Origin of the sequence: Pseudomonas izuensis, assembly GCF_009861505.1 — a bacterium.
Lineage (GTDB): Bacteria > Pseudomonadota > Gammaproteobacteria > Pseudomonadales > Pseudomonadaceae > Aquipseudomonas > Aquipseudomonas izuensis.
This window is the reverse complement of sequence record NZ_WTFT01000004.1, coordinates 142,822-163,170: the sequence shown is the minus strand read 5'-3', so window position 1 is coordinate 163,170 and position 20,349 is coordinate 142,822. Positions and strand designations below refer to the sequence as shown.

At 60.3% G+C, this 20,349-nt stretch carries 17 protein-coding genes and 2 pseudogenes; 6 read left to right on the top strand and 13 right to left on the bottom strand.

Features of this window, described 5'->3' with window-relative positions:
- Nucleotides 1-103 precede the first annotated feature (103 nt).
- The 6 genes from GPL81_RS03755 to GPL81_RS03730 are packed head-to-tail and all read right to left on the bottom strand — an operon-like array spanning nucleotide 104 to nucleotide 4,358.
- On the bottom strand, nucleotides 104-1,789 hold the full coding sequence (locus GPL81_RS03755; RefSeq protein WP_160105252.1) for an acyl-CoA synthetase family protein: 1,686 nt from the start codon (nucleotides 1,787-1,789) through the stop codon (nucleotides 104-106).
- Nucleotides 1,786-2,331 carry a COG4648 family protein gene (locus GPL81_RS03750; RefSeq protein ID WP_096513769.1) on the bottom strand — a complete coding sequence of 182 codons (546 nt, stop codon included), beginning with the start codon at nucleotides 2,329-2,331 and terminating at the stop codon, nucleotides 1,786-1,788. Before GPL81_RS03750 ends, GPL81_RS03755 begins: the two co-directional genes overlap by 4 nt.
- The gene (locus GPL81_RS03745; protein ID WP_110965992.1) at nucleotides 2,328-2,582 is read right to left on the bottom strand and encodes an acyl carrier protein; all 255 of its coding nucleotides are present in this window, start codon (nucleotides 2,580-2,582) and stop codon (nucleotides 2,328-2,330) included. Before GPL81_RS03745 ends, GPL81_RS03750 begins: the two co-directional genes overlap by 4 nt.
- A gap of 9 nt (nucleotides 2,583-2,591) precedes the next feature.
- Nucleotides 2,592-2,867: a phosphopantetheine-binding protein gene (locus GPL81_RS03740; protein WP_077045064.1), complete on the bottom strand. Its 276-nt coding sequence runs from the start codon at nucleotides 2,865-2,867 to the stop codon at nucleotides 2,592-2,594.
- A complete protein-coding gene (locus tag GPL81_RS03735; RefSeq protein ID WP_160105251.1) occupies nucleotides 2,845-3,657 on the bottom strand; it encodes a lysophospholipid acyltransferase family protein in 813 nt (270 codons plus the stop codon). Before GPL81_RS03735 ends, GPL81_RS03740 begins: the two co-directional genes overlap by 23 nt.
- The gene (locus tag GPL81_RS03730; protein ID WP_160105250.1) at nucleotides 3,633-4,358 is read right to left on the bottom strand and encodes a beta-ketoacyl synthase chain length factor; all 726 of its coding nucleotides are present in this window, start codon (nucleotides 4,356-4,358) and stop codon (nucleotides 3,633-3,635) included. Before GPL81_RS03730 ends, GPL81_RS03735 begins: the two co-directional genes overlap by 25 nt.
- Before the next feature lie 354 nt (nucleotides 4,359-4,712).
- On the opposite strand from GPL81_RS03730, the gene GPL81_RS03725 reads away from it, so the two are divergent.
- Nucleotides 4,713-5,483 carry a ParA family protein gene (locus GPL81_RS03725; RefSeq protein WP_160105249.1) on the top strand — a complete coding sequence of 257 codons (771 nt, stop codon included), beginning with the start codon at nucleotides 4,713-4,715 and terminating at the stop codon, nucleotides 5,481-5,483.
- Between the two features lie 134 nt (nucleotides 5,484-5,617).
- On the opposite strand, the gene trxC is transcribed toward GPL81_RS03725, so the two are convergent.
- A complete protein-coding gene (gene trxC / locus GPL81_RS03720; RefSeq protein WP_160105248.1) occupies nucleotides 5,618-6,052 on the bottom strand; it encodes a thioredoxin TrxC in 435 nt (144 codons plus the stop codon).
- A gap of 390 nt (nucleotides 6,053-6,442) precedes the next feature.
- Between trxC and GPL81_RS03715 the strand changes: the two genes are divergently transcribed.
- A complete protein-coding gene (locus GPL81_RS03715) occupies nucleotides 6,443-6,832 on the top strand; it encodes a helix-turn-helix domain-containing protein (protein ID WP_160105511.1) in 390 nt (129 codons plus the stop codon).
- Between the two features lie 6 nt (nucleotides 6,833-6,838).
- Here the strand turns inward: GPL81_RS03715 and selO are convergent, their stop codons facing one another.
- The 5 genes and pseudogenes from selO to GPL81_RS31870 form a co-directional block, all read right to left on the bottom strand.
- Complete coding sequence (gene selO, locus GPL81_RS03710) at nucleotides 6,839-8,302, bottom strand: protein adenylyltransferase SelO (protein ID WP_160105247.1); 1,464 nt, start codon at nucleotides 8,300-8,302, stop codon at nucleotides 6,839-6,841.
- A gap of 48 nt (nucleotides 8,303-8,350) precedes the next feature.
- Complete coding sequence (gene mscK, locus GPL81_RS03705) at nucleotides 8,351-11,704, bottom strand: mechanosensitive channel MscK (RefSeq protein ID WP_121103890.1); 3,354 nt, start codon at nucleotides 11,702-11,704, stop codon at nucleotides 8,351-8,353.
- A gap of 35 nt (nucleotides 11,705-11,739) precedes the next feature.
- On the bottom strand, nucleotides 11,740-13,482 hold the full coding sequence (locus tag GPL81_RS03700) for a potassium/proton antiporter (protein WP_160105246.1): 1,743 nt from the start codon (nucleotides 13,480-13,482) through the stop codon (nucleotides 11,740-11,742).
- A 246-nt stretch (nucleotides 13,483-13,728) separates the two neighbouring features.
- Nucleotides 13,729-14,592, bottom strand: a complete 864-nt coding sequence (locus GPL81_RS31875; protein ID WP_425502523.1) for a methyl-accepting chemotaxis protein — start codon at nucleotides 14,590-14,592, stop codon at nucleotides 13,729-13,731.
- Nucleotides 14,584-15,339, bottom strand: a pseudogene (locus tag GPL81_RS31870) (MCP four helix bundle domain-containing protein); the annotation flags it as partial. The pseudogene GPL81_RS31870 and the gene GPL81_RS31875, both read right to left, overlap by 9 nt.
- 378 nt (nucleotides 15,340-15,717) lie before the next feature.
- On the opposite strand from GPL81_RS31870, the gene GPL81_RS03690 reads away from it, so the two are divergent.
- The 4 genes and pseudogenes from GPL81_RS03690 to GPL81_RS31775 all read left to right on the top strand — a co-directional run bounded on the left by GPL81_RS03690 (nucleotide 15,718) and on the right by GPL81_RS31775 (nucleotide 18,282).
- Nucleotides 15,718-15,948 (top strand): hypothetical protein, encoded by a 231-nt coding sequence (locus GPL81_RS03690; protein ID WP_056852308.1) that lies wholly within the window; start codon nucleotides 15,718-15,720, stop codon nucleotides 15,946-15,948.
- The gene (locus GPL81_RS03685; RefSeq protein ID WP_096513760.1) at nucleotides 15,945-16,244 is read left to right on the top strand and encodes a cell division protein ZapA; all 300 of its coding nucleotides are present in this window, start codon (nucleotides 15,945-15,947) and stop codon (nucleotides 16,242-16,244) included. The genes GPL81_RS03690 and GPL81_RS03685 overlap by 4 nt, the downstream gene beginning before the upstream one ends.
- Nucleotides 16,245-16,344: 100 nt before the next feature.
- A pseudogene (locus tag GPL81_RS31865) lies at nucleotides 16,345-17,418 on the top strand (HAMP domain-containing protein); the annotation flags it as partial.
- A gap of 18 nt (nucleotides 17,419-17,436) precedes the next feature.
- Nucleotides 17,437-18,282, top strand: coding sequence for a methyl-accepting chemotaxis protein (locus GPL81_RS31775; RefSeq protein WP_425502522.1), 846 nt, complete (start codon nucleotides 17,437-17,439; stop codon nucleotides 18,280-18,282).
- A 141-nt stretch (nucleotides 18,283-18,423) separates the two neighbouring features.
- Here the strand turns inward: GPL81_RS31775 and GPL81_RS03675 are convergent, their stop codons facing one another.
- On the bottom strand, nucleotides 18,424-20,226 hold the full coding sequence (locus tag GPL81_RS03675) for an acyl-CoA dehydrogenase (protein WP_160105243.1): 1,803 nt from the start codon (nucleotides 20,224-20,226) through the stop codon (nucleotides 18,424-18,426).
- Between the last annotated feature and the right edge of the window lie 123 nt (nucleotides 20,227-20,349).

Below are 20,349 nucleotides of genomic sequence, written 5' to 3'. Positions count from 1 at the left end.
TCTGCATCGCGAGCAGGCTCGCTCCCACAGGGGGGCTGTGGTGTTCACCCGCTCAGTGTAGGAGCGAGCCTGCTCGCGAATGAGTGCGCAGCACTCACCAATCTTATGCATGCTCGGCCTCCAGCAAAATCCGCCCGCTGGAGCAGGTGGCGGTTTCATTGCGATAGGCGAAATACAGTTTGCTGCGGGTCGGGTCGAAGCGCAGGTGCAACTGGACTTCATCCCCCGGACGCACCAGTTGCTGGAACTTCAGCACTTCCATGCCGGCGAACTTTGCCGGCAGGTTCATCAAGTGCTGGCCCAGATTCAGCGCCCACTCCACTTGTACCACTCCCGGCAGCACAGGCGCCCGGGGAAAGTGGCCGCTGAAATAGGCAAGGTCCGGTGGCACGGCCAGTTGCAGGCTCCATTCGCCTTCGGTTTCAACCTGTTCCAGCACCTGCGGCGCCTTGGGGCGCGGTGCCAGCAGCAGGGCCTCGACGTCGGCCTGGGGCAGTTTGCCTTGAGCGTTCAGCGGTAGTTGCCGCAGCAAACGCCAGCGCCGTGGCAGGGCCAGGGCTTCACAATGCTGGCTCAGGTGTTGGCGCAAGGCCTCGGTGAGGCTGCGTCGGCCTTGATTGCGCAAGGCGTGCAACCCGGCTTCGCTGAGAACCAACAGCACTCCCAGTGAGGCCCGGTTTTCCTGGACGACACCGAGCCGCGCTTCAGAGACCCAATCATGGGCCGTCAGCGCCTGTTCCAGCATTGGCAGCGAGATACGTTTTTCTTCCAGTTTGACGATCCTGTCCAGTCGCCCGAGCAGTTCGAAACGGCCATCCGCCGCGATTCGCGCGGCATCGGCGGTGTGTTCGACGTGGCCGGCGGGCAAGTAGGGCGAGGTGATGAGCAATGCGCCGTCATTGTCCTGGCTCAGTGCAACATCAGCGAAGGGCTGCCACAGATCGTGCCCCTGGCGCCAGGCGATGCCCCCGGTTTCCGAGCTCCCGAAAATTTCGGTCGGCCATTGATGCAGGCGTTCGTTCAGGCTCTGCGCCGCCTCGGCCGGTAATGCACCACCCGAAGAAAATACCCGACGCACTGCGCTCAAGGCCGGCCAGTCGAGATTGTCACCCATCCGTTTGAGCAGCGCCGGGCTGGTGACCCAGGCGAAGGCCGGGTGTTCGCGACTGGTACGTTGCAGGTCTTCCGGAAAGGCCAGTTGCAGGCGTACGAATGGGCGCCCGGCGCACAGCGGCCACAGCACCCGAAACAGCAGGCCATAAATGTGTTGGGTGGCGACGCTGCCAATGATGCAGGCGGGGCCCAGGTCGGCACCCCACAGCCGTTCCAGGGCTTCGACTTCATTGACCAGCTGGCGCAGGCTTTTTTCGATGCGCTTGGGCTCGCCACTGGAGCCGGACGTGCACAGGCTCAGGGAACAGTGATCCAGATCCAGATCCAGCGCCGCAGCGTTGAGCGGCGGGTGGCGGAAATCGTTCAGATGGGCGTCATCGGGCTGATCGGTCAGCCACAGGTCGACTTCGCCCGACCAGCGCTGGCGAGTCTGGGCTTGCAAGTCGGCCGGCAACAGGACGCTGACCCCGGCGCGCCAGGCGCCGAACAGGGCAATCGCCAGGTCGGCGGCGTCTGCCAGGTGCACGGCGATACGTCGCACGCCCAAGGCTTGCAGGCCGGCGGCCAGGCTCAGGGCCTGTTCGCACCACTGCGCGTGATTCAACGCCGGATCGGCCGTTACGGCACGCTCCGGCTGAGCCTTGAGCAACAGGTGCTCAAGTTTTATCCAATTCATGAGTGGCCTCGTACCCGTTGTCGTATGAGCCATTCAATGGCAAACATCAGGCCTATCAATCCGTAGGAAATCAGGCCGGTGTACAACGTCCACCAGCTCAGCGGCGCCCAAAGCGTCAGGGCGGCGGCGCACAAACCGTTGCAGAGAAAAAAAACACTCCAGGCGATGGTGACCTGGCGGGTGTAGCGAATGCCTTCGACGGGTAGATGCCCCTCACGCAGTTGGGCCAGGCGCTCGACGATCGGTGGACCGTAAATCAGACTCGACCCGAACAGCACCAGCATGAAGCCGCTGATCAATACCGGGTACCAGCGCAATAACGCAGGGCTGTCGAACAGTGCCAGCAACAGGCAGAACACGATGGCCACCGTGGCCATCCACAGGCTGCCCGGTCGCCGCCGTCCGGTCAGCGCCCGCGCCAGCCACAGACTGCCCAGCAGCAAACCGAACTGCCATGGCGCAAAATGTTCCATGCCGAAATACACCGCGAAGGGGTACAGCAGGCCTGCCAGCAGCAGGCCGAGGCCGATCAGTCGGCTCATGCGGCCGGTTGAACCAGGCGATAGACCGCCTCGACCACGTCACTGACAGTGCGCACCGATTTGAATTCCTCGGCGGCGATTTTCTTGCCGGTCTGACGTTTGATGTGATCGATCAGGTCGACCGCGTCAATGCTGTCGATTTCCAGGTCCTGGTACAGGTTGGATTCGAGGCTCACCCGTTTGGGGTCCAGTTCGAACAGCTCGACCAGGGCATCGCGCAGAGTGTTGAAAATGTCGTCACGAGTTTGCATGGTCCGGTCTCAAGCTGCCTGTTTTGCAGTGACGAACGCCGCGAGGCTTGCCACGTTGCTGAAGTGATTACGAGTGTCCTTGGCGTCGGCGTCGATTTTGATGCCGTACTTTTTCTGAATGGCCAGGCCGAGTTCCAGCGCGTCAACCGAGTCCAGGCCCAGGCCTTCGCCGAACAGTGTCTGTTGGTCGCCAATGTCTTCGGCGCTGATGTCTTCGAGGCCGAGGGCTTCGATGATCAACTCTTTGATGTCCCGGTTCAGGCTATCGGTGTTCAGATCGCTCATCTTCGGCGAGCTCCTTGATGAAGTAAGAATGCAAATGATCGTTGAGCTTGCGCGAGGCCTGAGGGGCCGGGCCCAGCGCGGCGAAGGCCTGTGGGTCTATATCGGCGCCGACACGGAAACTGAAGTGCACGCGGCGTTTGGGGATCCGATACCAGGGCTCGGCCTTGGTCAATGTCGTCGGACTGACCTTGATGACCACCGGGGTGAGGATTTTCGCACCCCGCACGGCAATTGCCGCACCCCCCCGATGAAAGGCTGGGGCCTGGCCCGGTTGGGTGCGGGTGCCTTCGGGAAAGATGATCAGGGTCTGGCCGCTTTTCAGTGCATCGGCGGCGGCATCGAGCATGTCCATGCTGCCGTCGTTGCTGATGTATTCGGTACGGCGCAGGGGCGCGCGGGTGAACGGGTTTTCCCAGAGGCTTTGCTTGACCACGCAGTTGGCGTGGCGCACCAGGCCGATCAGGAACACCACATCGATCAGCGACGGGTGATTGGCGACGATCATTTGCCCGGGCCGTCCAAGTTTTTCCGCGCCCTGGATGTCGTAGGTCAGCACACCGGCGCGTGCCATGAACCGGACAAAAAACCAGAAGCAGCGACTGACGGTTTGCCGCGCGCGCAGCCGATGGGTCTGGGCATCGCCCGGCAGGCAACCCAGCAGCGGGAAAACCACCAGGCGCAGGCAAAGCCCGCCCAGCCCGAACAGGGCAAAGCTCGCGGCGGTGGCCAGCAGGCGCCAGTAATAGGCGTCGCGGTTCTTTTCGGTCACGGGTTGCGTTGCCAGGTCCATACACGATTTTTCCAGGCATGTTGGCAGGTGGTTTGCTGGCCAAGCAATGTACGCAACAGATTCAGCGCGTGCGGCCAACGGGGTTTGGACAACGCATCCGCGGGGCTGTTCAGCGACAGCTGCCAGTCATTGCCGGGTGTGATCAGCAGGCCGACGGCATAAGGAAAAGGTACATCGTCGATCCAGGTCGAGTAAGCCTCGGGCGGCTGGTCCTCGGTCACCACCAGCAATACCGCGGGCGCACCTTCATCGAGCAGGGCCGCCGCTTCCAGCATGCCGTGTTCAAGACCGTCACCGGCAGAGGCGAGCGCCGTCATTTCGCTGGTTTCACCGCGCATGATCGACCACAGGCCGATGATCGCGTTATGCACCGACAGGCTGAACTGTGTCGGCGACAGCGGCTGATCGGCGGCCAGATCGCTAAGAATGTCGAAGGTGCGTGGCGTTTCACCGTGACGGGAAACAAACACCAGCGGCAAATCCTCACGACCTTCGGCCAGGGGCCAGCCGACACTGAACGCCATTCGCGCCAGGCGACTGAGGCGTCGGCGTTGCATGGCGGGCAGGAACGACACGTCGGGAGCGGCATCGCTGACCGGCAGCACGACCGGTTGTCGGCTCCAGGCTTGCCAATCGTCCACGCTTTCGAGCCCCGGGGCCCACGCGCGCCACTGGGCGATGTTGAAATTGATCACAGACATTCATCCCGCCCCTGCGGGCTTCTTGACGCGGTGAGTGGTAGAAAACCACGACTCACTCTACGTGGCGCCTGGCGCCGAGTGGTGCGCATTATCCCGGTGCCGCGAACGTGTAGCAAATGCTGGTTACATTTTGCACAGCGCGATGGGCCGGTTAGTGGGTGAAAACTGCGCGTTTGAAAATTATTCACAATGCTAGCGCCCCGTCTGTCGGCTCTGGTGACTGTTCACGCCCGCGTTTGCCGCTTTTCTGGCGGGAGATTGCCGATGACCGCGTAGTCCCTCTGTCAGGGAGGTAGCTAAGCCATGCCGTGGACCACTACACTCGGTCATTCTTTGATACACGGAGGTTTTGACATGCGGCGTGTGGTGTTCAATCAGAAAGGTGGCGTGGGCAAGTCCAGTATTGCCTGCAATCTGGCGGCGGTCAGCGCCACCGAGGGTTATCGCACCCTGTTGGTGGATCTCGATGCCCAGGCCAACTCCACTCAATACCTGACGGGACTCACCGGCAATGACATTCCGATGGGTATTGCCGATTTCTTCAAGCAAACCTTGTCTTCCGGGCCATTTGCGAAGAAGAGCAAGGTCGATATTTACGAAACCCCGTTCGACAACCTCCATGTCATCACCGCCACGGCCGAACTGGCGGACTTGCAGCCCAAGCTTGAAGCCAAGCATAAAATCAACAAGCTACGTAAGTTGTTGGAAGAGCTTGACGCAGATTACGACCGGATTTACCTCGATACACCGCCAGCACTGAATTTTTATGCGGTTTCGGCGCTGATCGCTGCCGATCGTGTACTGATTCCTTTTGATTGCGACAGTTTCTCGCGCCAGGCGCTTTATGGCCTGTTGGCGGAAATCGAAGAATTGAAGGACGACCACAACGAAGGGCTGGAAGTCGAAGGTATCGTGGTCAACCAGTTCCAGGCCCGCGCCAGCCTGCCCCAGCAAATGCTCGACGAATTGATTGCCGAAGGCTTGCCGGTGCTACCGGTGTACCTGGGCAGTTCGGTACGCATGCGCGAATCCCACCAGGCCAATACACCGCTGATCCATCTCGACCCGCGGCACAAGCTGACGCAACAGTTCGTCGAGTTGCATAACCTGCTGGAAAACGCCTGATTCCTGCTACTGGCACCATCCATCAATGTGGGAGCGAGCCTGCTCGCGAAAGCGGTAGACCGATCAACAGAAATGTTGAATATGAGGCCCTCATCGCGAGCAGGCTCGCTCCCACATTTTGATCGACGCGGCCGTCAGATCCCCTGGCTACGCAACCAACTCATCAACTGCGGCAAAGGAAAAGCCCCGCTCTGGCGCGCGACTTCCCGGCCGTTCTTGAACAGAATCAGGCTCGGAATCGAACGAATCCCCAATTGCGCCGACAGCTGCTGATTAGCCTCGCTGTCCAGCTTGGCCAACCGGCACTTGCCCGCCAATTGCCCGGCCGCCTGCTCGAACACCGGCGCAAACGACTTGCACGGCCCACACCAGTCCGCCCACACGTCCACCAGCAGCGGCAGATCGCCCTTGATCTGGCTGGCGTAATCGCCTTGCTTCAGTTCGAAGGATTTGTTCAGCAGGACCTCGGACTTGCAGCGACCGCATTTTGGATGGTCGTTCAGGCGTTCTGCCGGGATGCGGTTGAGGCCGTTGCAGTGGGGGCAGGGGATGAGGAGTGGGTCGGTCATGAGTTGGATCTCAATTAGGCAGAATACGACACTGATCTGGGTTCGAAGGTGGCTTTAATCAAGGAAAAGGTTGTAAGTCATTGCCTTCTCTAGTTGCGGAGAAGGCCTACGCGTATTGCTGCTACGACTGATTGGCTAATGAGAAATCGGCTTCTAATGTTCTGCAACACTAGAACCGACGTTTTACTCCTATGGAACTCGTAGCCAATGACTGCAAGAGCCAATAAGCGCTATTCGCTTTCAGAGCTTCTTGGTGACGCTGAATGTGTCGCAGTTGTGAATGCTCAACCCATTGTCGTAGACGAGGGAGGTTTTGTTGGGCGTGAGGATGTTTGGTGTGATCAGAAAAAGGGAAAGCAAGTGTGGCAAGCCAGGCTTTGCCCCGATGTTATGAAAAATGCAGTTGAGCATTGGGAGTTCGTCTCGCCTTTGCTACGCAAACCAAAAAACGAAGACGACTATGACGCGCTGGTGCTGGCACTCGACGAGTTACTCGAGATAACCGGCGATGACGAATCGCATCCTCTGATGAGTCTTGTAGACATCATTGGAGACTGGATCGAGGATTGGGATCACAAGCATCACCCTATGGCAGAAGCCAGTGGTGTTGATGTTCTGGGCTACCTGATGCGAGAACACGGGCTGACTCAGAGTGACCTGCCCGGTGTGGGTACCCAATCAGTTGTCTCAGAGATTCTTAGCGGCAAGCGCCAGCTCAACCTGCGGCAGATCCGCTGGCTGGCCGAGCGCTTCGGAACGTCGGTGGAAACCTTTATCTAGCCCGCCTCACGAAGAACAACTGATCTCCAGATGCTTGCCCCACTCCGGCGGCCGTTCGGCGTAGCTTTCCATCCCCGGCTGTTCCTCGAATGGCTTGCCCAGTACCGCGTGCAGCCGGCGGACTTCCGAGTAATCGCCTTTTTCTGCTGCATCGATAGCCTTCTGCGCCAGGTAGTTGCGCAGGATGTACAGCGGATTGACCGCGTGCATTCGCTTGCGACGCTGCTCCTGATCCAGCTCGCCTTCACGGGCAACCCGGGTGACATAGAGTTCGCCCCAGGCATCGAAGCCCTTGATGTCGACGAAGTCATCGCGCAGACGACGGACAGCTGCTTCGGGTGATTCTTCGCCCAGGCGGCGGAAGAACAGGCTGTAGTCGACGCCGCTGTTCTGCATCAGTTGCAACAGTTGTTCCAGCAGTTTCTGGTCGTCGTCTTCGGCGATGGTGAGGCCCAGGCGGCGGCGCATCAGGTCAAGGTAGTGGGCCTGGAACAACGGCAGGTACAGGCCGAGGGTTTCGCGCAGGGCCTCGACGCTGATGAACGGCGTCAGGGCCTGGGCCAGGGCGCTGAGGTTCCATTGCCCGATTGGCACCTGGTTGCTGAAGGAGTAGCGGCCCTGATCGTCGGAGTGGTTGCAGATGAAATTGGCGTCGAAATCGTCGAGGAAGGCGAACGGGCCGAAATCGAAAGTAATACCGAGGATCGACATGTTGTCGGTGTTCATCACCCCGTGGCAGAAACCATAGGCCTGCCACTTGGCGATCAGCTCGGCATTGCGCTCGACAATCTCGCGGAACATCGCCAGGTAGGGTTCCGGTTGTTCAAGGCACTCTGGAAAATGCATGGCGAGGACGTGGTCGCCGAGTTCTTTCTGCTGTTCGGGACGTTTGGTGTAGTAGAAATATTCGAAATGGCCGAAGCGCACATGGCTCGGTGCCAGGCGCAGGACCATGGCCGCGCGCTCTTGTTTCTCGCGCCAGACCGGCGTGTCGGAGCCGATCACACACAGCGCCCGGGTGGTCGGAATGTTCAATGCATGCAGGGCTTCGGAAGCGAGGAATTCGCGGATCGAGGAGCGCAGCACCGCCCGTCCGTCACCCATGCGCGAAAAGGGTGTCTGCCCGGCGCCCTTGAGGTGCAGGTCCCAATGCTCGCCGGCCTCGTTGTACACCTCGCCCAGCAACAGGCCGCGACCGTCGCCCAGTTGCGGGTTGTAGAAACCGAACTGATGACCGGCATAGACCATCGCCCTCGGGATCGCATCGGCCCAGAGCTTGTGGCCGCTGAACAGCTCGGCGAACTCCGGGGTTTCGGCCACGGCCGGGTCGAGATCCAGCAGCGCCATGGCGGCGGGGCTGGCCACGACCAGGCGCGGGTTGTCGATCGGTTCGGGCAGCACGTGGGCGGAAAACGCATCGCCCAGGCGGTCGAAGCGATTATCGAAGGTCAGTTCGTCGAGGGCTTTCAAAGGCCGTCTCCAGCAGAATGTCCGAGCATTCTGCTGGGGAATGCCCGGTTAGTCGAGTTTGGCGGCAGGCGGTGCCAGCGGCGGTTGCTTGTCATCGTTGAGTGGCACGATGGTTTTGGTTTCCGGCTCGATCGGCACCATCTTGTATTCCTGGCCATGAAGGTTCTTGAGGTAGACCTCCATCTGCCGGAACGAGATGTTGATGTGCTGCTTCTTGAACTCGCGGTTGATGAAGCGGTTGACCTCATCGAGCACGGGGTTACGGTCACCGAGGTCACGCACATGCATGCGCAGCTCGTGGTCGAGGGTGCTTTCGCCGAAGTTCAGGAAATACACGTGAGGTTCCGGGTCTTTCAGGACGCGCGGGTTATCACGGGCGGCCTTGAGCAGCAGTTCCTTCACCAGGTCCAGGTCCGAGCCGTAATCGACCCCGAGCTTGAGCGTCACGCGGGTGATGGTATCGGTCAGGGACCAGTTGATCAGTTGTCCGGTAATGAACGTCTTGTTCGGGACAATGATGTCCTTGCGGTCAAAATCGGTGATGGTCGTGGCACGGATACGGATCTTGCTGACCGTGCCCGACAGGTTGCCGATGGTGATGGTGTCGCCGATCCGAACCGGGCGTTCGAACAGGATCATGATGCCGGAGATGAAGTTGGCGAAAATCTCTTGCATGCCGAAGCCAAGTCCCACGGACAGGGCTGCCACCAGCCACTGCAACTTGTCCCAGCTGACGCCGAGGGTCGAGAGCGTCGAGACAAAACCGACCCCGGCGATCACGTAGGACAACAGCGTGGTGGTGGCGTAGGCACTCCCTTGGGCCAGGTTCAGCTTCGACAGCACAAAGACTTCGAGCAGACCAGGCAGGTTGCGCGCCAGGGCAAAGGTGATGCCGATGATGATCAGCGCACCCAGCATGTCGCCGATGCTGATCGGTACCATGCTCATGTTGGCACCGGTGCCGCTGGTGTATTCGTAGAGGGTGATGTTGTCCAGGTACGAGAACACCGTGATCAGGTCGGCCCAGACCCAGTACAGCGCTGCCATGAAGCCGCCGAGCAGGGCCAGGCGGATCAGGCGCAGGGACTGTTCGTTGACCTTCTCGATATCCAGGGTTGGTTCTTCGATCACCGCTTCGCCGTCGCCGGCTTCTTTTGCGGCCTGGCGCTTGGCCAGCGCGCGTTGATAGGCCAGGCGTCGTGCCGCCACGCTGAGGCCGCGCACGAAGGTGGCTTCGATCACCAGCCAGAACATCAGCAGGTACAGGGTGTTGATCAACCGGTCGCTGAGTTTCAGCGCGGTGTAGTAGTAGCCAAAGCACACGGCGACGAACAGGGCCACCGGCAGGGCGGTGAACATGATGGCCACGGACTTGCGGAACAGCGAGGCGTGTTCGTGGGTCGGGCTGCTGATCAGCAGGCGGCTGAGCAGCCAGGTCATCAAGGCGTAGCAGGTGAGCACCACCGGCATACCCATCACGTCGTCGGCCAGGGCCGCCGGTTGCAGCTCGGCAACCGCCACCACCGCCACCAACGCCATCACCACCATGCCGAGCCGGCGGACCCAGCCGCGCAGGAATTCGACCTGAGGTTTTTCCCAGCGGAAATGCAGCTCTGCCACGCCGCCCGGTGCCAGGACCCGATAGGCGGTGTAGAACACCAGCCACGCCTGGGCCATTTGCAGCAAGGCCGAGCCCATATAGGCGTTCTGCCCTCGGGCGTCGATTTGCAGGGCCAGGCCGCATAACGCCAGGCCCAGCGACACAGGCATCGCCAGCAGAATGTTGATCAAGATCGCCTGCGGGGTGTGCAACTGGCTGTCGCGCTTGAAGTGGCCGATGTCCTGGTGAACCTTGTTCAACCTTGCATACAGGTTCTTGCGACGCCACAGCAGGGCACCGATCAGCAGCGCCAGCGGCAGGAACAGCAACGGTCGCTGGGTCAGGCCATCAATCAGTTCGCTCAGGCTGGAGGCCAGGGGAAGCGCATCGATCTGACGTTTCAGGCGATCCGGTGTGCCGCGTATCCATTCCAGATCCAGCGGCTTGTTGCTGGGAATCCAGAACATCTGTTCGTCGAGCGTTGCCCGCAGGCTTTGCGCGGTACTGAGCAGTTGCTTCTGGTTCAGTTGCAGGGTGATGGATTCGTTGAGTACGGCACTCAGTTCGCGGTTCAACCGCTCCAGCAGATCCGCCCGAGTGGTGGCCAGTTCCAGCAGGCTTTTGCGCAGTTGCGGGGTGACTTGCTCGGGCGGTTGAGCCGACAGCAGGTTGTCGACGTAGGTGGCCGGGTTGCTGAGCAGCTCCCGTTGCTGGCTGACTTCGAACTGATACAGGCGGATGTCGGCGATCTGGTCGGCCAGGTCTCGGTCGACCCTGAGGCGCGGCAAGGCCTGTTTCTGTTTGTAGAGAATCTTCGAGAGCAGCAGGCTGCCCTTGAGCACATTGATCTGCTCGTCCAGGGCCGCATCACTCTGGGTCACGCTGTCCAGTTGTTGCTTGGTCTGCAGGTTCTGCTGGGTGACCTCGTTGAGGCGGTCAGTGCTTTTGAGCAGATAGTCAGAGAGCTTCAGGTTGGCCGCGCTTTCGGTGGCCAACAGGCTGCTGCCACCGGCCTTTTGCGCTTCGATGGACTGCTGCGTCACCGTCTCCTGGGATTGAGCCAGGCGTTTCTGGTTGATCAGGTTTTGCATTTCCTGGATTTCACGGTCCAGGCGATCGGACTTTTCCGTTAACAAGTCATGCTGACTGTTGCCCAGGTCTTGCAACTGGGTGTTGCCGGCCAGTTCCTGGCGACGCAGCGGGATCAGGGCGTTGAGGGCCGACAGTTCGGCGTTGAGCTGGTCGCGCTGCTCGGCGCTCAAGGTCTTGCCGCTGTCCTTGCCGGCCTTGAGGATATTGTTGATCTGCTGGATGCGCGTCTGGCTGGTGGAGATTTCCGCCTGGGCGCGCTCCGGGCGGGTCTGGGCGGTAATGATCAGGCTATTGGCGTCGGCCAGGGCCTTTTGCAGATCGCTTTGCTGAGTTGAACGCTCGGTGAGCATTTGCTCAAGCTGCTGGATCGACTCTTTGGTGAAGCGTTGCGCGACCGGCACCTCGCTGCTGGCCTTGAGACGCGTCAGCTCGCGCTGGTTCTCGACGGTTTGCTTGGGGGCTGTGGCCAGGCGCTGCTTGAGGTCGCTGAGCTTTTGCTCGTAATCACGCCGGTTGTTGAGCTGTGTCAGCGTGGCTTGCAGGACCGATTGCAGGGCCTTTTGATCCGCCTCCGGCAATTTGCGGTCGGCGATCTTGTCCAGGCTCGCCTGCACGGTTTCGCGGGTGGGTGGTTCGGCGGCTTGCAGCGTGCCGACGGAGAGACTCAGGCCCAACAGGACCAGGACGAAAAAAGTGCGCAGGCTTGACATAAAGACCGATTAAAAAACAGGACGAAGATTGGAGTTTAGAGGAACAAGCCGGGACCCGGGCGACTTCCTTCGGGGAATCTGACGCCCACTTTGCCGATCTTGTTCCCCTCCATGACCGCGACGGTCCAGATGGTGTTGTTCCATTCCACCTGGTCGCCAACCACCGGTGCGCCGCCCACTTTTTGGGCAATGAAGTGGCCCAGGGACATGTCCGGATCGATGCCTTCGACCTTCAACCCGTACAGGGCAGCAACCGCGGCCAGCTGGGCGTCTCCTTCGAGCACGAAGTCGCCGAAGAAGCGCAAATCGAGGCCCCGTTGCGGCGCCTGGCTGAACAGCTTTCCGAGGGCGGGAAGGTTGTGTTCGTGGCCGATTACGCAGAGCAAATCGTCGACTTCGAGCACCGTACTACCCGACGGATGGAGCAGTTGTTCGCCCCGAAACAGGGCTGCGATGCGGGTGCCTTCGGGCATTTTCAGTTCACGAAGGTGCGAGCCGATGCACCATTTTTCGGCGCCGAGACGATAAACGAACAGCTCCCATTCGCTGGTGACATGGACTTCCAGGGCGGAGCGCGAAATCGGCGCGGGCTCCGGTGGCACCGTCACCTTCAGCAGTTTGGCGATCCACGGCAGGCTCGTGCCCTGGACCAGCAGCGACACCAGCACGATAAAGAAGGCGAGGTTGAAATAGAGCTGGGCGTTGGGCAGGCCCGCCATCAGCGGGAACACCGCCAGAATGATCGGCACTGCGCCACGCAAGCCGACCCAGGAAATGAACGCCTTTTCACGCCCATGGAAGGCCTTGAACGGCAGCAGGCCGGCCAGCACCGACAGCGGGCGGGCAAACAGAATCATCCACAGCGCCAGGCCCAATGCCGGCAACGCAATTGGCAGCAAGTCGTGGGGGGTGACCAGCAGCCCCAGCACCAGGAACATGCCGATCTGCGCCAGCCAGGCCATGCCGTCGAGCATGTGCAGGATGCCATGGCGACTGCGTACCGGCCGGTTGCCGATCACCAGGCCGCACAGGTACACCGCCAGGAAACCGCTGCCATGCAGGGCGTTGGTCAGGGCAAACACCACCAGGCCGCCGGCGATGACCAGAATCGGATAAAGACCGGTGGCCAGGTTGATACGGTTGACCAATTGCAGCATGAGCCAGCCACCGCCCAGGCCGATAACGGCACCGATACCGAACTCGCGCAGCAGGTGGGTCAGCAGGCTCCAGTGCAAGCCGGTCTGGCCGCTGGCGAGCATGTCGATCAAGGTCACGGTGAGGAACACCGCCATCGGGTCGTTGCTGCCGGATTCGATCTCAAGGCTGGCGGTCACCCGCTCGTTCAGGCCTTTGCCACCGAGCAATGAGAACACCGCCGCAGCGTCGGTGGAGCCGACGATGGCGCCGATCAGCAGGCCTTGAATCAGGTTCAGATTGAACAGCCAGGCGGCGGCCATGCCGGTCAGCCCGGTGGTGATCAACACGCCGACCGTTGCCAGCGACAATGCAGGCCATAACGCCACGCGGAAACTCGACACCCGGGTGCGTAAACCGCCGTCCAGCAGGATCACCGCCAGCGCCAGGTTGCCGACCAGATAAGCCGTGGGGTAGTTATCGAAAATGATGCCGCCGCCATCGACCCCGGCGGCCATGCCCACGGCCAGGATGATGACCAGAATCGGAATGCCGAGGCGCGAAGATAGTGAACTCACCAGAATGCTCGCACCTACCAGCAACGCGCCGATCAAGAACAGGCTGTTGATGGTCGTCGCATTCAAAGGCAGTACTCCAGAAAGCTGAAAGGCGGGCACAAACTGACCATGCAGTCTGCGTGCCAGCGATTCTAACCTGTTGAAATGTGATGCTGTCAAAAAGGTTTTGCAGATCAATAAAACCCAATCTGCAAATGCCGCCGATCCCTTGTAGGAGCTGGCTTGCCAGCGAAGAGGCCCTCAAATATTGCAATGTTCTTGAGGCCGTCTTCGCTGGCAAGCCAGCTCCTACGGGATGGTGACTACCCTTTATTACAGGCTGAATCGCGCGACCATATTGTTCAGGTCCAGTGCCAATCGCGACAGCTCGCTACTGGCCGCGCTGGTCTGGTTGGCGCCGGTGGCCGACTGTACCGACAGGTCGCGAATGTTCACCAGGTTGCGGTCCACTTCGCGGGCCACTTGCGCCTGTTCTTCGGCGGCGCTGGCGATCACCAGGTTGCGCTCGTTGATTTCCACGATGGCACTGTTGATGGTGTCGAGCGACATCCCGGCGCCGCGGGCGATGTTCAGGGTCGACTCGGCGCGCTCGGTGCTATTGCGCATCGAATCCACCGCGTGCTCGGTGCCGCTCTGGATGCTGCCGATCATGCGTTCGATTTCACTGGTCGACTGTTGGGTGCGGTGCGCCAGGGCCCGCACTTCATCCGCCACCACCGCAAAACCGCGACCGGCCTCACCGGCACGTGCCGCTTCGATGGCGGCGTTGAGGGCCAGCAGGTTGGTCTGGTCGGCCAGGCCGCGAATCACGTCCAGTACCTTGCCGATATCGCGCGATTCATTGGCCAGATCGCTGATCAGCGTGGCCGTGCTCTGCACGTCAGCACTCATGCGTTCGATGGCGCTGACGGTTTCCTGCACCAGGTCACGACCATCACCGGCAGAGGTGGTGGCGTTCTTCGAGGCTTCGGACGTGCTGACGGCATTGCGCGCGACCTCCTCCACGGCGCTGGTCATTTCGTTGACCGCCGTGGCGGCCTGTTCGATTTCATTGTTCTGTTGGGTCAGGCCGCGGGCGCTTTCGTCGGTCACGCTGTTGAGTTCTTCGGCGGCAGAAGCCAATTGAGTGGCCGAACCGGAAATCCGTTGCAGGGTGTCGCGCAACTTGTCCTGCATCCTGGACATCGCCTGCAGCAGGCGGCCGGCCTCGTCTTCGCCATCAACGGTGATTGGGCGCGTCAGGTTGCCTTCGGCGATTTGCTCGGCGGCATTCAAGGCGTTGGCGATCGGTTTGGTGATGCTGTTGGTCAGCAACCAGGCGAGCAGAAGGGTCAGGCCGGTGGCGATCACCAGCAGGGTGATCACCAGAGTGAATGCCGAAGCGTACTGATCGGCGGCTTGCTGGTTGGTGTCGAGGGTCTGCCGGGTGTTGATCTCCAGCAGCGTGTTCAGCACCGTGTTGATCGCTTCGGAGTTGTTCAGCAAATCGGTGTTGAGCAGGCTGCGCAGTTCGTCGACCTGATTATTGCGTGACAGGGTCTTCATCCGGTCTTCGATCTGGCGGTATTGTCCCAGCAGCTGCACGTACTGATCGTAGGCCGCACGTTCCTGCGGGCTGGCGATCAGTTTTTCGTAGGTGGCCTGGGCCGTGCGAATCTGCTGATTGCGCAGTTCGAGCAGTTCCATGGTTTTTTGCTGAACATCCGGTTCACGATTCACCAGCAAACGATAAGAAAGCACACGCAAACGCAAGGTCAGTTGGGTGAAGTCGTCCAGGCTCTTGATGCTCGGCACACTGTTGTTGGTGATGTCTTCGGCGGCGCCACGGATCTTGCTCATCTGGTTCAAGGCAAACACTCCCAGAACCATCATCAGGCCACCGATCAGCGCGAAGCTGAGGAACGCCCGAGGGGCGATGTTCATATTACGAAGGGACATGGTATTTACCGAATGGAACGCACCTGAGCGGTGCCGGGGCTGACGTATGAACGACTTATCGGTCATGCGGCTGAAGTCTTGAGCCTCGTGGGAGCAAAGCTTGCTCGCGATGGACGTTAACGATAACGCGCTTATCCAGACTGCCCGCGTAAACCTTAACGTCCATCGCGAGCGTGCTCGCTCCTGCAAAAGGAAAAGGGGCGGGCGACGAAGTGCAGGAACCAGATCGGCCAATCACAGTCTTTAAAGTTCGCGAGAAGGTCACCGGTCAGGAAAATCAAGGCCTTGCGCCTGTTTAACCCTGGCATCCACGGTGACTTTTCTTTATCGTACGCGCCCTTTGAAAATGCCTGGAAAATCAAAATGTTGGAAGCATCCCTAAGCCAATTGGAACAGCTGGTCAGCGACCTGGTACAACAGAACCAAACCCTGCTCGGCACCAACCAAGCCCTGAGCGCCGAACTGGCCCAGGCCAAGGATGAAAACGAGAGCCTGCAACTGAGCCTGATGGAACAGGAAGAGAAACAAGGCGCCACCGCCGCACGCATCCAGGCCCTGGTTGAGCGCGTCAGCGCTGGCCCTGTCAGCGCATGAGTTACGGCCCAGGGGTAAAAGTCGTCTCGATCCTGGGGGAGGACTATTCGATCAAGGCGCCGGCCGGGGAAGAGCAGACCCTGCTGGACGCTGCATTGATGTTGAAGGCTGCCCTGGCAGAGACCAAAAAGAAATACCCGACCCTGATCGGTGATCGACTGCTGGTGCTGGCCGCGATGAATCTGTGTTCCCAGCAGATTGAAATGCAAAAGCAGCACAAGCTCGAACTCGACCGTTACCAAGAGCAAGTCAGCGCCACGGTTGAAGTGATCTCCAAGACGATCAATCAGGCCTGATCGGCTTTGCGCACAACCAAAGAATAAATTGTCGGTTTAGTTGTATACAATCGGCACGGCTGTTGCAGTGTTTCAGCCTCTTATTCTTTGGGGGTGCTCCATGCAGTTCTGGCGACGCAGTATTCAATGGCAGTTGATCCTGAGCATGGGCACCGCCTTGCTGCTCAGTATTCTTATTGTGGTTGGCATTTATACCCTCGTGGTCAACCGACTCGCCCAGCGCTATCTGGTCGAACAAGCGCTGCCATCGAGCATCGAGGCGATGCGCAACGACATCGAGCGCATCCTCGTTCAACCGCTTACCGCCGCCAAGGACATCGCCAGCAACAGCATGGTGCGCGACTGGTTGGCCGGGGGTGAGAACAGTAGCCAGACCTCCACATTTGCGCAGTATCTGGAAGGCATTCGCGCCGAGCACAAGGCCTTTACCGCGCTGATTATCGGGACTGCTTCCAGCCACTACATCACCGAAAAAGGTCTGGACCGGACCCTGAGCCGTTCCAATCCCAAAGACGCCTGGTTCTACTCGTTCCTCGACAGCAGCCAGCCACGTACCCTCAATATCGACAACGACACGGCTACCGGAGAATTGGCGCTGTTCATCGACATCAAGGTCGAACAGGCCGGCAAAGTCGTGGGCGTCGCCGGGCTCGGACTGAGCATGAAAGAGCTGTCGGAGCTGATCCACAACTTCAGTTTCGGAAAGCGCGGCAAGGTCTATCTCGTGCGTTCCGACGGTTTGATCCAGGTTCACCCCGAAGCGCAATTCAGCGGCAAACGTACCTTGGCCGAGCAAATCAGCGAGCCGGCGGCGCGTGCGGTCATGGGTCAACTTTCCGCCACCAGCAGCAGCTTTGTGCGCGAGGGCGAAAATTATCTGGCATTAAGCCTGCCGCTGCGGGATCTGGGCTGGACGCTGGTGGCCGAAGTGCCGCAGTCGCAAATCTATGCCGAAGCACGCCGTGCCATGTGGATGAGCAGCGGTATCGGCCTGGCGGTGGCGTTGGTATGCCTGTTGCTGGTGGTATTGCTGGCCCGAGGGTTGGTGCGGCCGATTCGTCAGGTAACAGCCGCGCTGGTCGCCATTGGTAGCGGTGGTGGAGATTTGACCCAGCGGCTGGATTCCAGTCGCGCCGATGAGTTGGGTGACCTGGCTCGCGGCTTCAATCGATTCCTCGACAGCCAGCGCGACATGATCGGCGAAGTTCTTACCACCAGCGGGCACTTGCGCACGGCGGTCAGCCAGGTGGCGCGGGTGGTGGATAACACCGCCGAGCGTTCCGGTCGTCAGCAGGAGATGACCGATATGGTTGCCACGGCGGTCCACGAAATGGGTCTGACCGTGCAGGACATCGCGCAGAACGCCGGCCATGCGGCGCTCGCTTCGCAGACGGCTCGTGATGAGGCCATGCAGGCGAGGGAGGTGGTGGGCGGTTCGATTCGCCATATCGAAAGCATGTCCGACGAAATCGGTGTCGCCGCCAGCGCCGTGGGAGAGCTGGCCGATCAGGTGGCGTCGATCGATCAGGTGCTGGCGGTGATTCGCGGGATTTCCGAGCAGACCAACCTGTTGGCCTTGAATGCCGCCATCGAAGCGGCGCGGGCCGGGGACATGGGGCGCGGGTTTGCCGTGGTCGCCGATGAGGTTCGCACGTTGGCTCGACGTACGCAGGCCTCTACCGATGAAATTCAGCAGATGATCGGCAGCCTCAAGCAGGGCGCCGAGAATGCGGTGTCATCGATGCATGCCGGGCAGGCGGCAACGGGCACCGGTGTCGAGTCGAGCCAGAGGACAGGAGCGTCATTGACGGCGATAACCGGGCAGGTCGAGCACATCAGCGACATGAACCAACAGGTCGCGACGGCGACAGAAGAGCAATCGGCGGTGACGGAGGAGATCAACCGCAATGTGCAGGGGATTTCCGATCTGGCACGGGCGACGGCGGGGGAGGTCAGGGCTTGTCGTGAGGATTGCCAGACGCTGCAGCGGCTGGCCGATGACCTGGCGCGGCAGGTGGGAGGGTTCAAACTCAGTTGATGTGTTGTCTGTGCCGTCCTCATCGCGGGCTAGCCCGCTCCCACAGGGTTTGTGTGTTGAACACATTATTGTGAGCAACTGAGATCACTGTGGGAGCGGGCTTGCCCGCGATTGGTTTTCAGCAGCACCGAAAGGCTATGGTCAGAACCACTCATCCTGCATGCCCAGGCAAACATCATCCCGCGCCTCAAGAATCGCCAGTTCATGGTGGCATCCAGGAATTTCCCAGGTCAGGAAATAGCGCGCCGCCTGCAACTTGCCTTTATAGAAACCCACATCCGCCGCACTGCCCTTGGCCAACCCTTCCTCGGCCCGGATCGCCTGTTCCAGCCAGCGCCAGCCAATCACCGTGTGGCCGAACACTTTCAGGTACAGCGCCGAATTCGCCAGGCTGCTGTTGACCTTGCCCTGCGCCAGATCAGTCAGCAGGCCAATGGTCACGGTTTGCAGGCGCGCCACCAGTTTTTCCAGTGGATCACGCAGGGCGTCAAGCGACTCATGGGCCTGGGCACGCTCGGCGGTGTCGGCGATCAGGCGGATCAGTTGCTTGAGCCCCGCGCCACCGTTCTGTGCCAGTTTGCGCCCCAGCAGGTCCAGCGACTGAATGCCGTGGGTGCCTTCATGGATCGGGTTCAGGCGATTGTCGCGGTAGTACTGCTCCACCGGGTATTCGCGGGTGTAACCGTGGCCGCCGAGGATCTGGATCGCCAGTTCGTTGGCCTTCAGGCAGAACTCCGACGGCCAGGATTTGACGATAGGCGTCAGCAGATCCAGCAACTCGTGGGCCTGTTTGCGCTCGGCTTCGGTCCCGAGGGTGGTGGTGTCGTCGAACAGCCGCGCGGCATACAGCCCCAGGTCGAATGAGCCTTCGACGTAGGCTTTCTGGGTCAACAGCATGCGTTTGACGTCGGCGTGCTGGATGATCGCCACCGGTGCGGTGTTCGGGTCCTTGCTGTCCGGCACACGACCCTGCGGACGTAAACGGGCGTATTCCAGCGAGTACAGATAGCCTGCGTAACCGAGCATCACCGCGCCCATGCCGACGCCGATCCGCGCCTCGTTCATCATCTGGAACATGTAGCTCAAGCCATGGTGCGGCTTGCCTACCAGATAGCCGACGCATTCACCGTTATCGCCGAAGTTAAGCGCGGTGGACGTGGTGCCGCGCCAGCCCATCTTGTGGAACAGGCCGGCCAGCAGTACATCGTTGCGCTGGCCGAGGCTGCCGTCATCGTTGACCAGGAACTTGGGCACGATAAACAGCGAAATGCCCTTCACCCCGGCGGGCGCATCGGGCAGTTTGGCCAGGACCATGTGCACGATATTTTCCGACAACGGGTGATCACCGCCGGAGATGAAGATCTTGTTGCCCTTGAGTCGATAAGTGCCGTCGGACGCAGGCTCGGCGCGGGTACGAATATCCGACAGCGATGAGCCCGCGTGCGGTTCGGTCAGGGCCATGGTGCCGAAGAAGCGCCCGTCGATCATCGGTTGCAGAAAGCGCCTTTTTTGCTCCTCGGTGCCGAAGCTTTCGATCAGGTTCGCCGCGCCCATGGTCAGGAACGGGTACGAGGTCGACGCCGCGTTGGCCGATTGAAAGTGGGCGAAGCAGGCTTGGGACAGCAATGTAGGAAGCTGCATGCCACCGGCGTCGAAACTGCGCGCGGCATTGAGGAAACCGGCTTCGAGGAAGGCGTCCACCGCCGGTTTCACTTCCGGAATCAGAATCGCCTGGCCGTTCTCATAGCGTGGCTCGTTCTCGTCGCCCTTGCGGTTGTGCGGGGCGAAGAACTTCTCGGCAATGCTGCGGGCGGTGCCGAGGGCGGCATCGAAGGTTTCGCGGTTGTGCTCGGCAAACCGCTCGCGCTGAGTCAGGCCTTCGGCATCAAGGACCTCATACAGCTCGAAAGCCAGATTGCGGGAACTGAGCAGCGTCTCGGACATGGCGGCCTACCTTTCATTGGAATGGGCCGAGTCTAAGGTGGGCGAATTGAAGCTGGATACGATGATTGATGAGAGTGATGCAGAGGTGAGGGCGACACTAATCAAATGTAGGAGTGAGCCTGC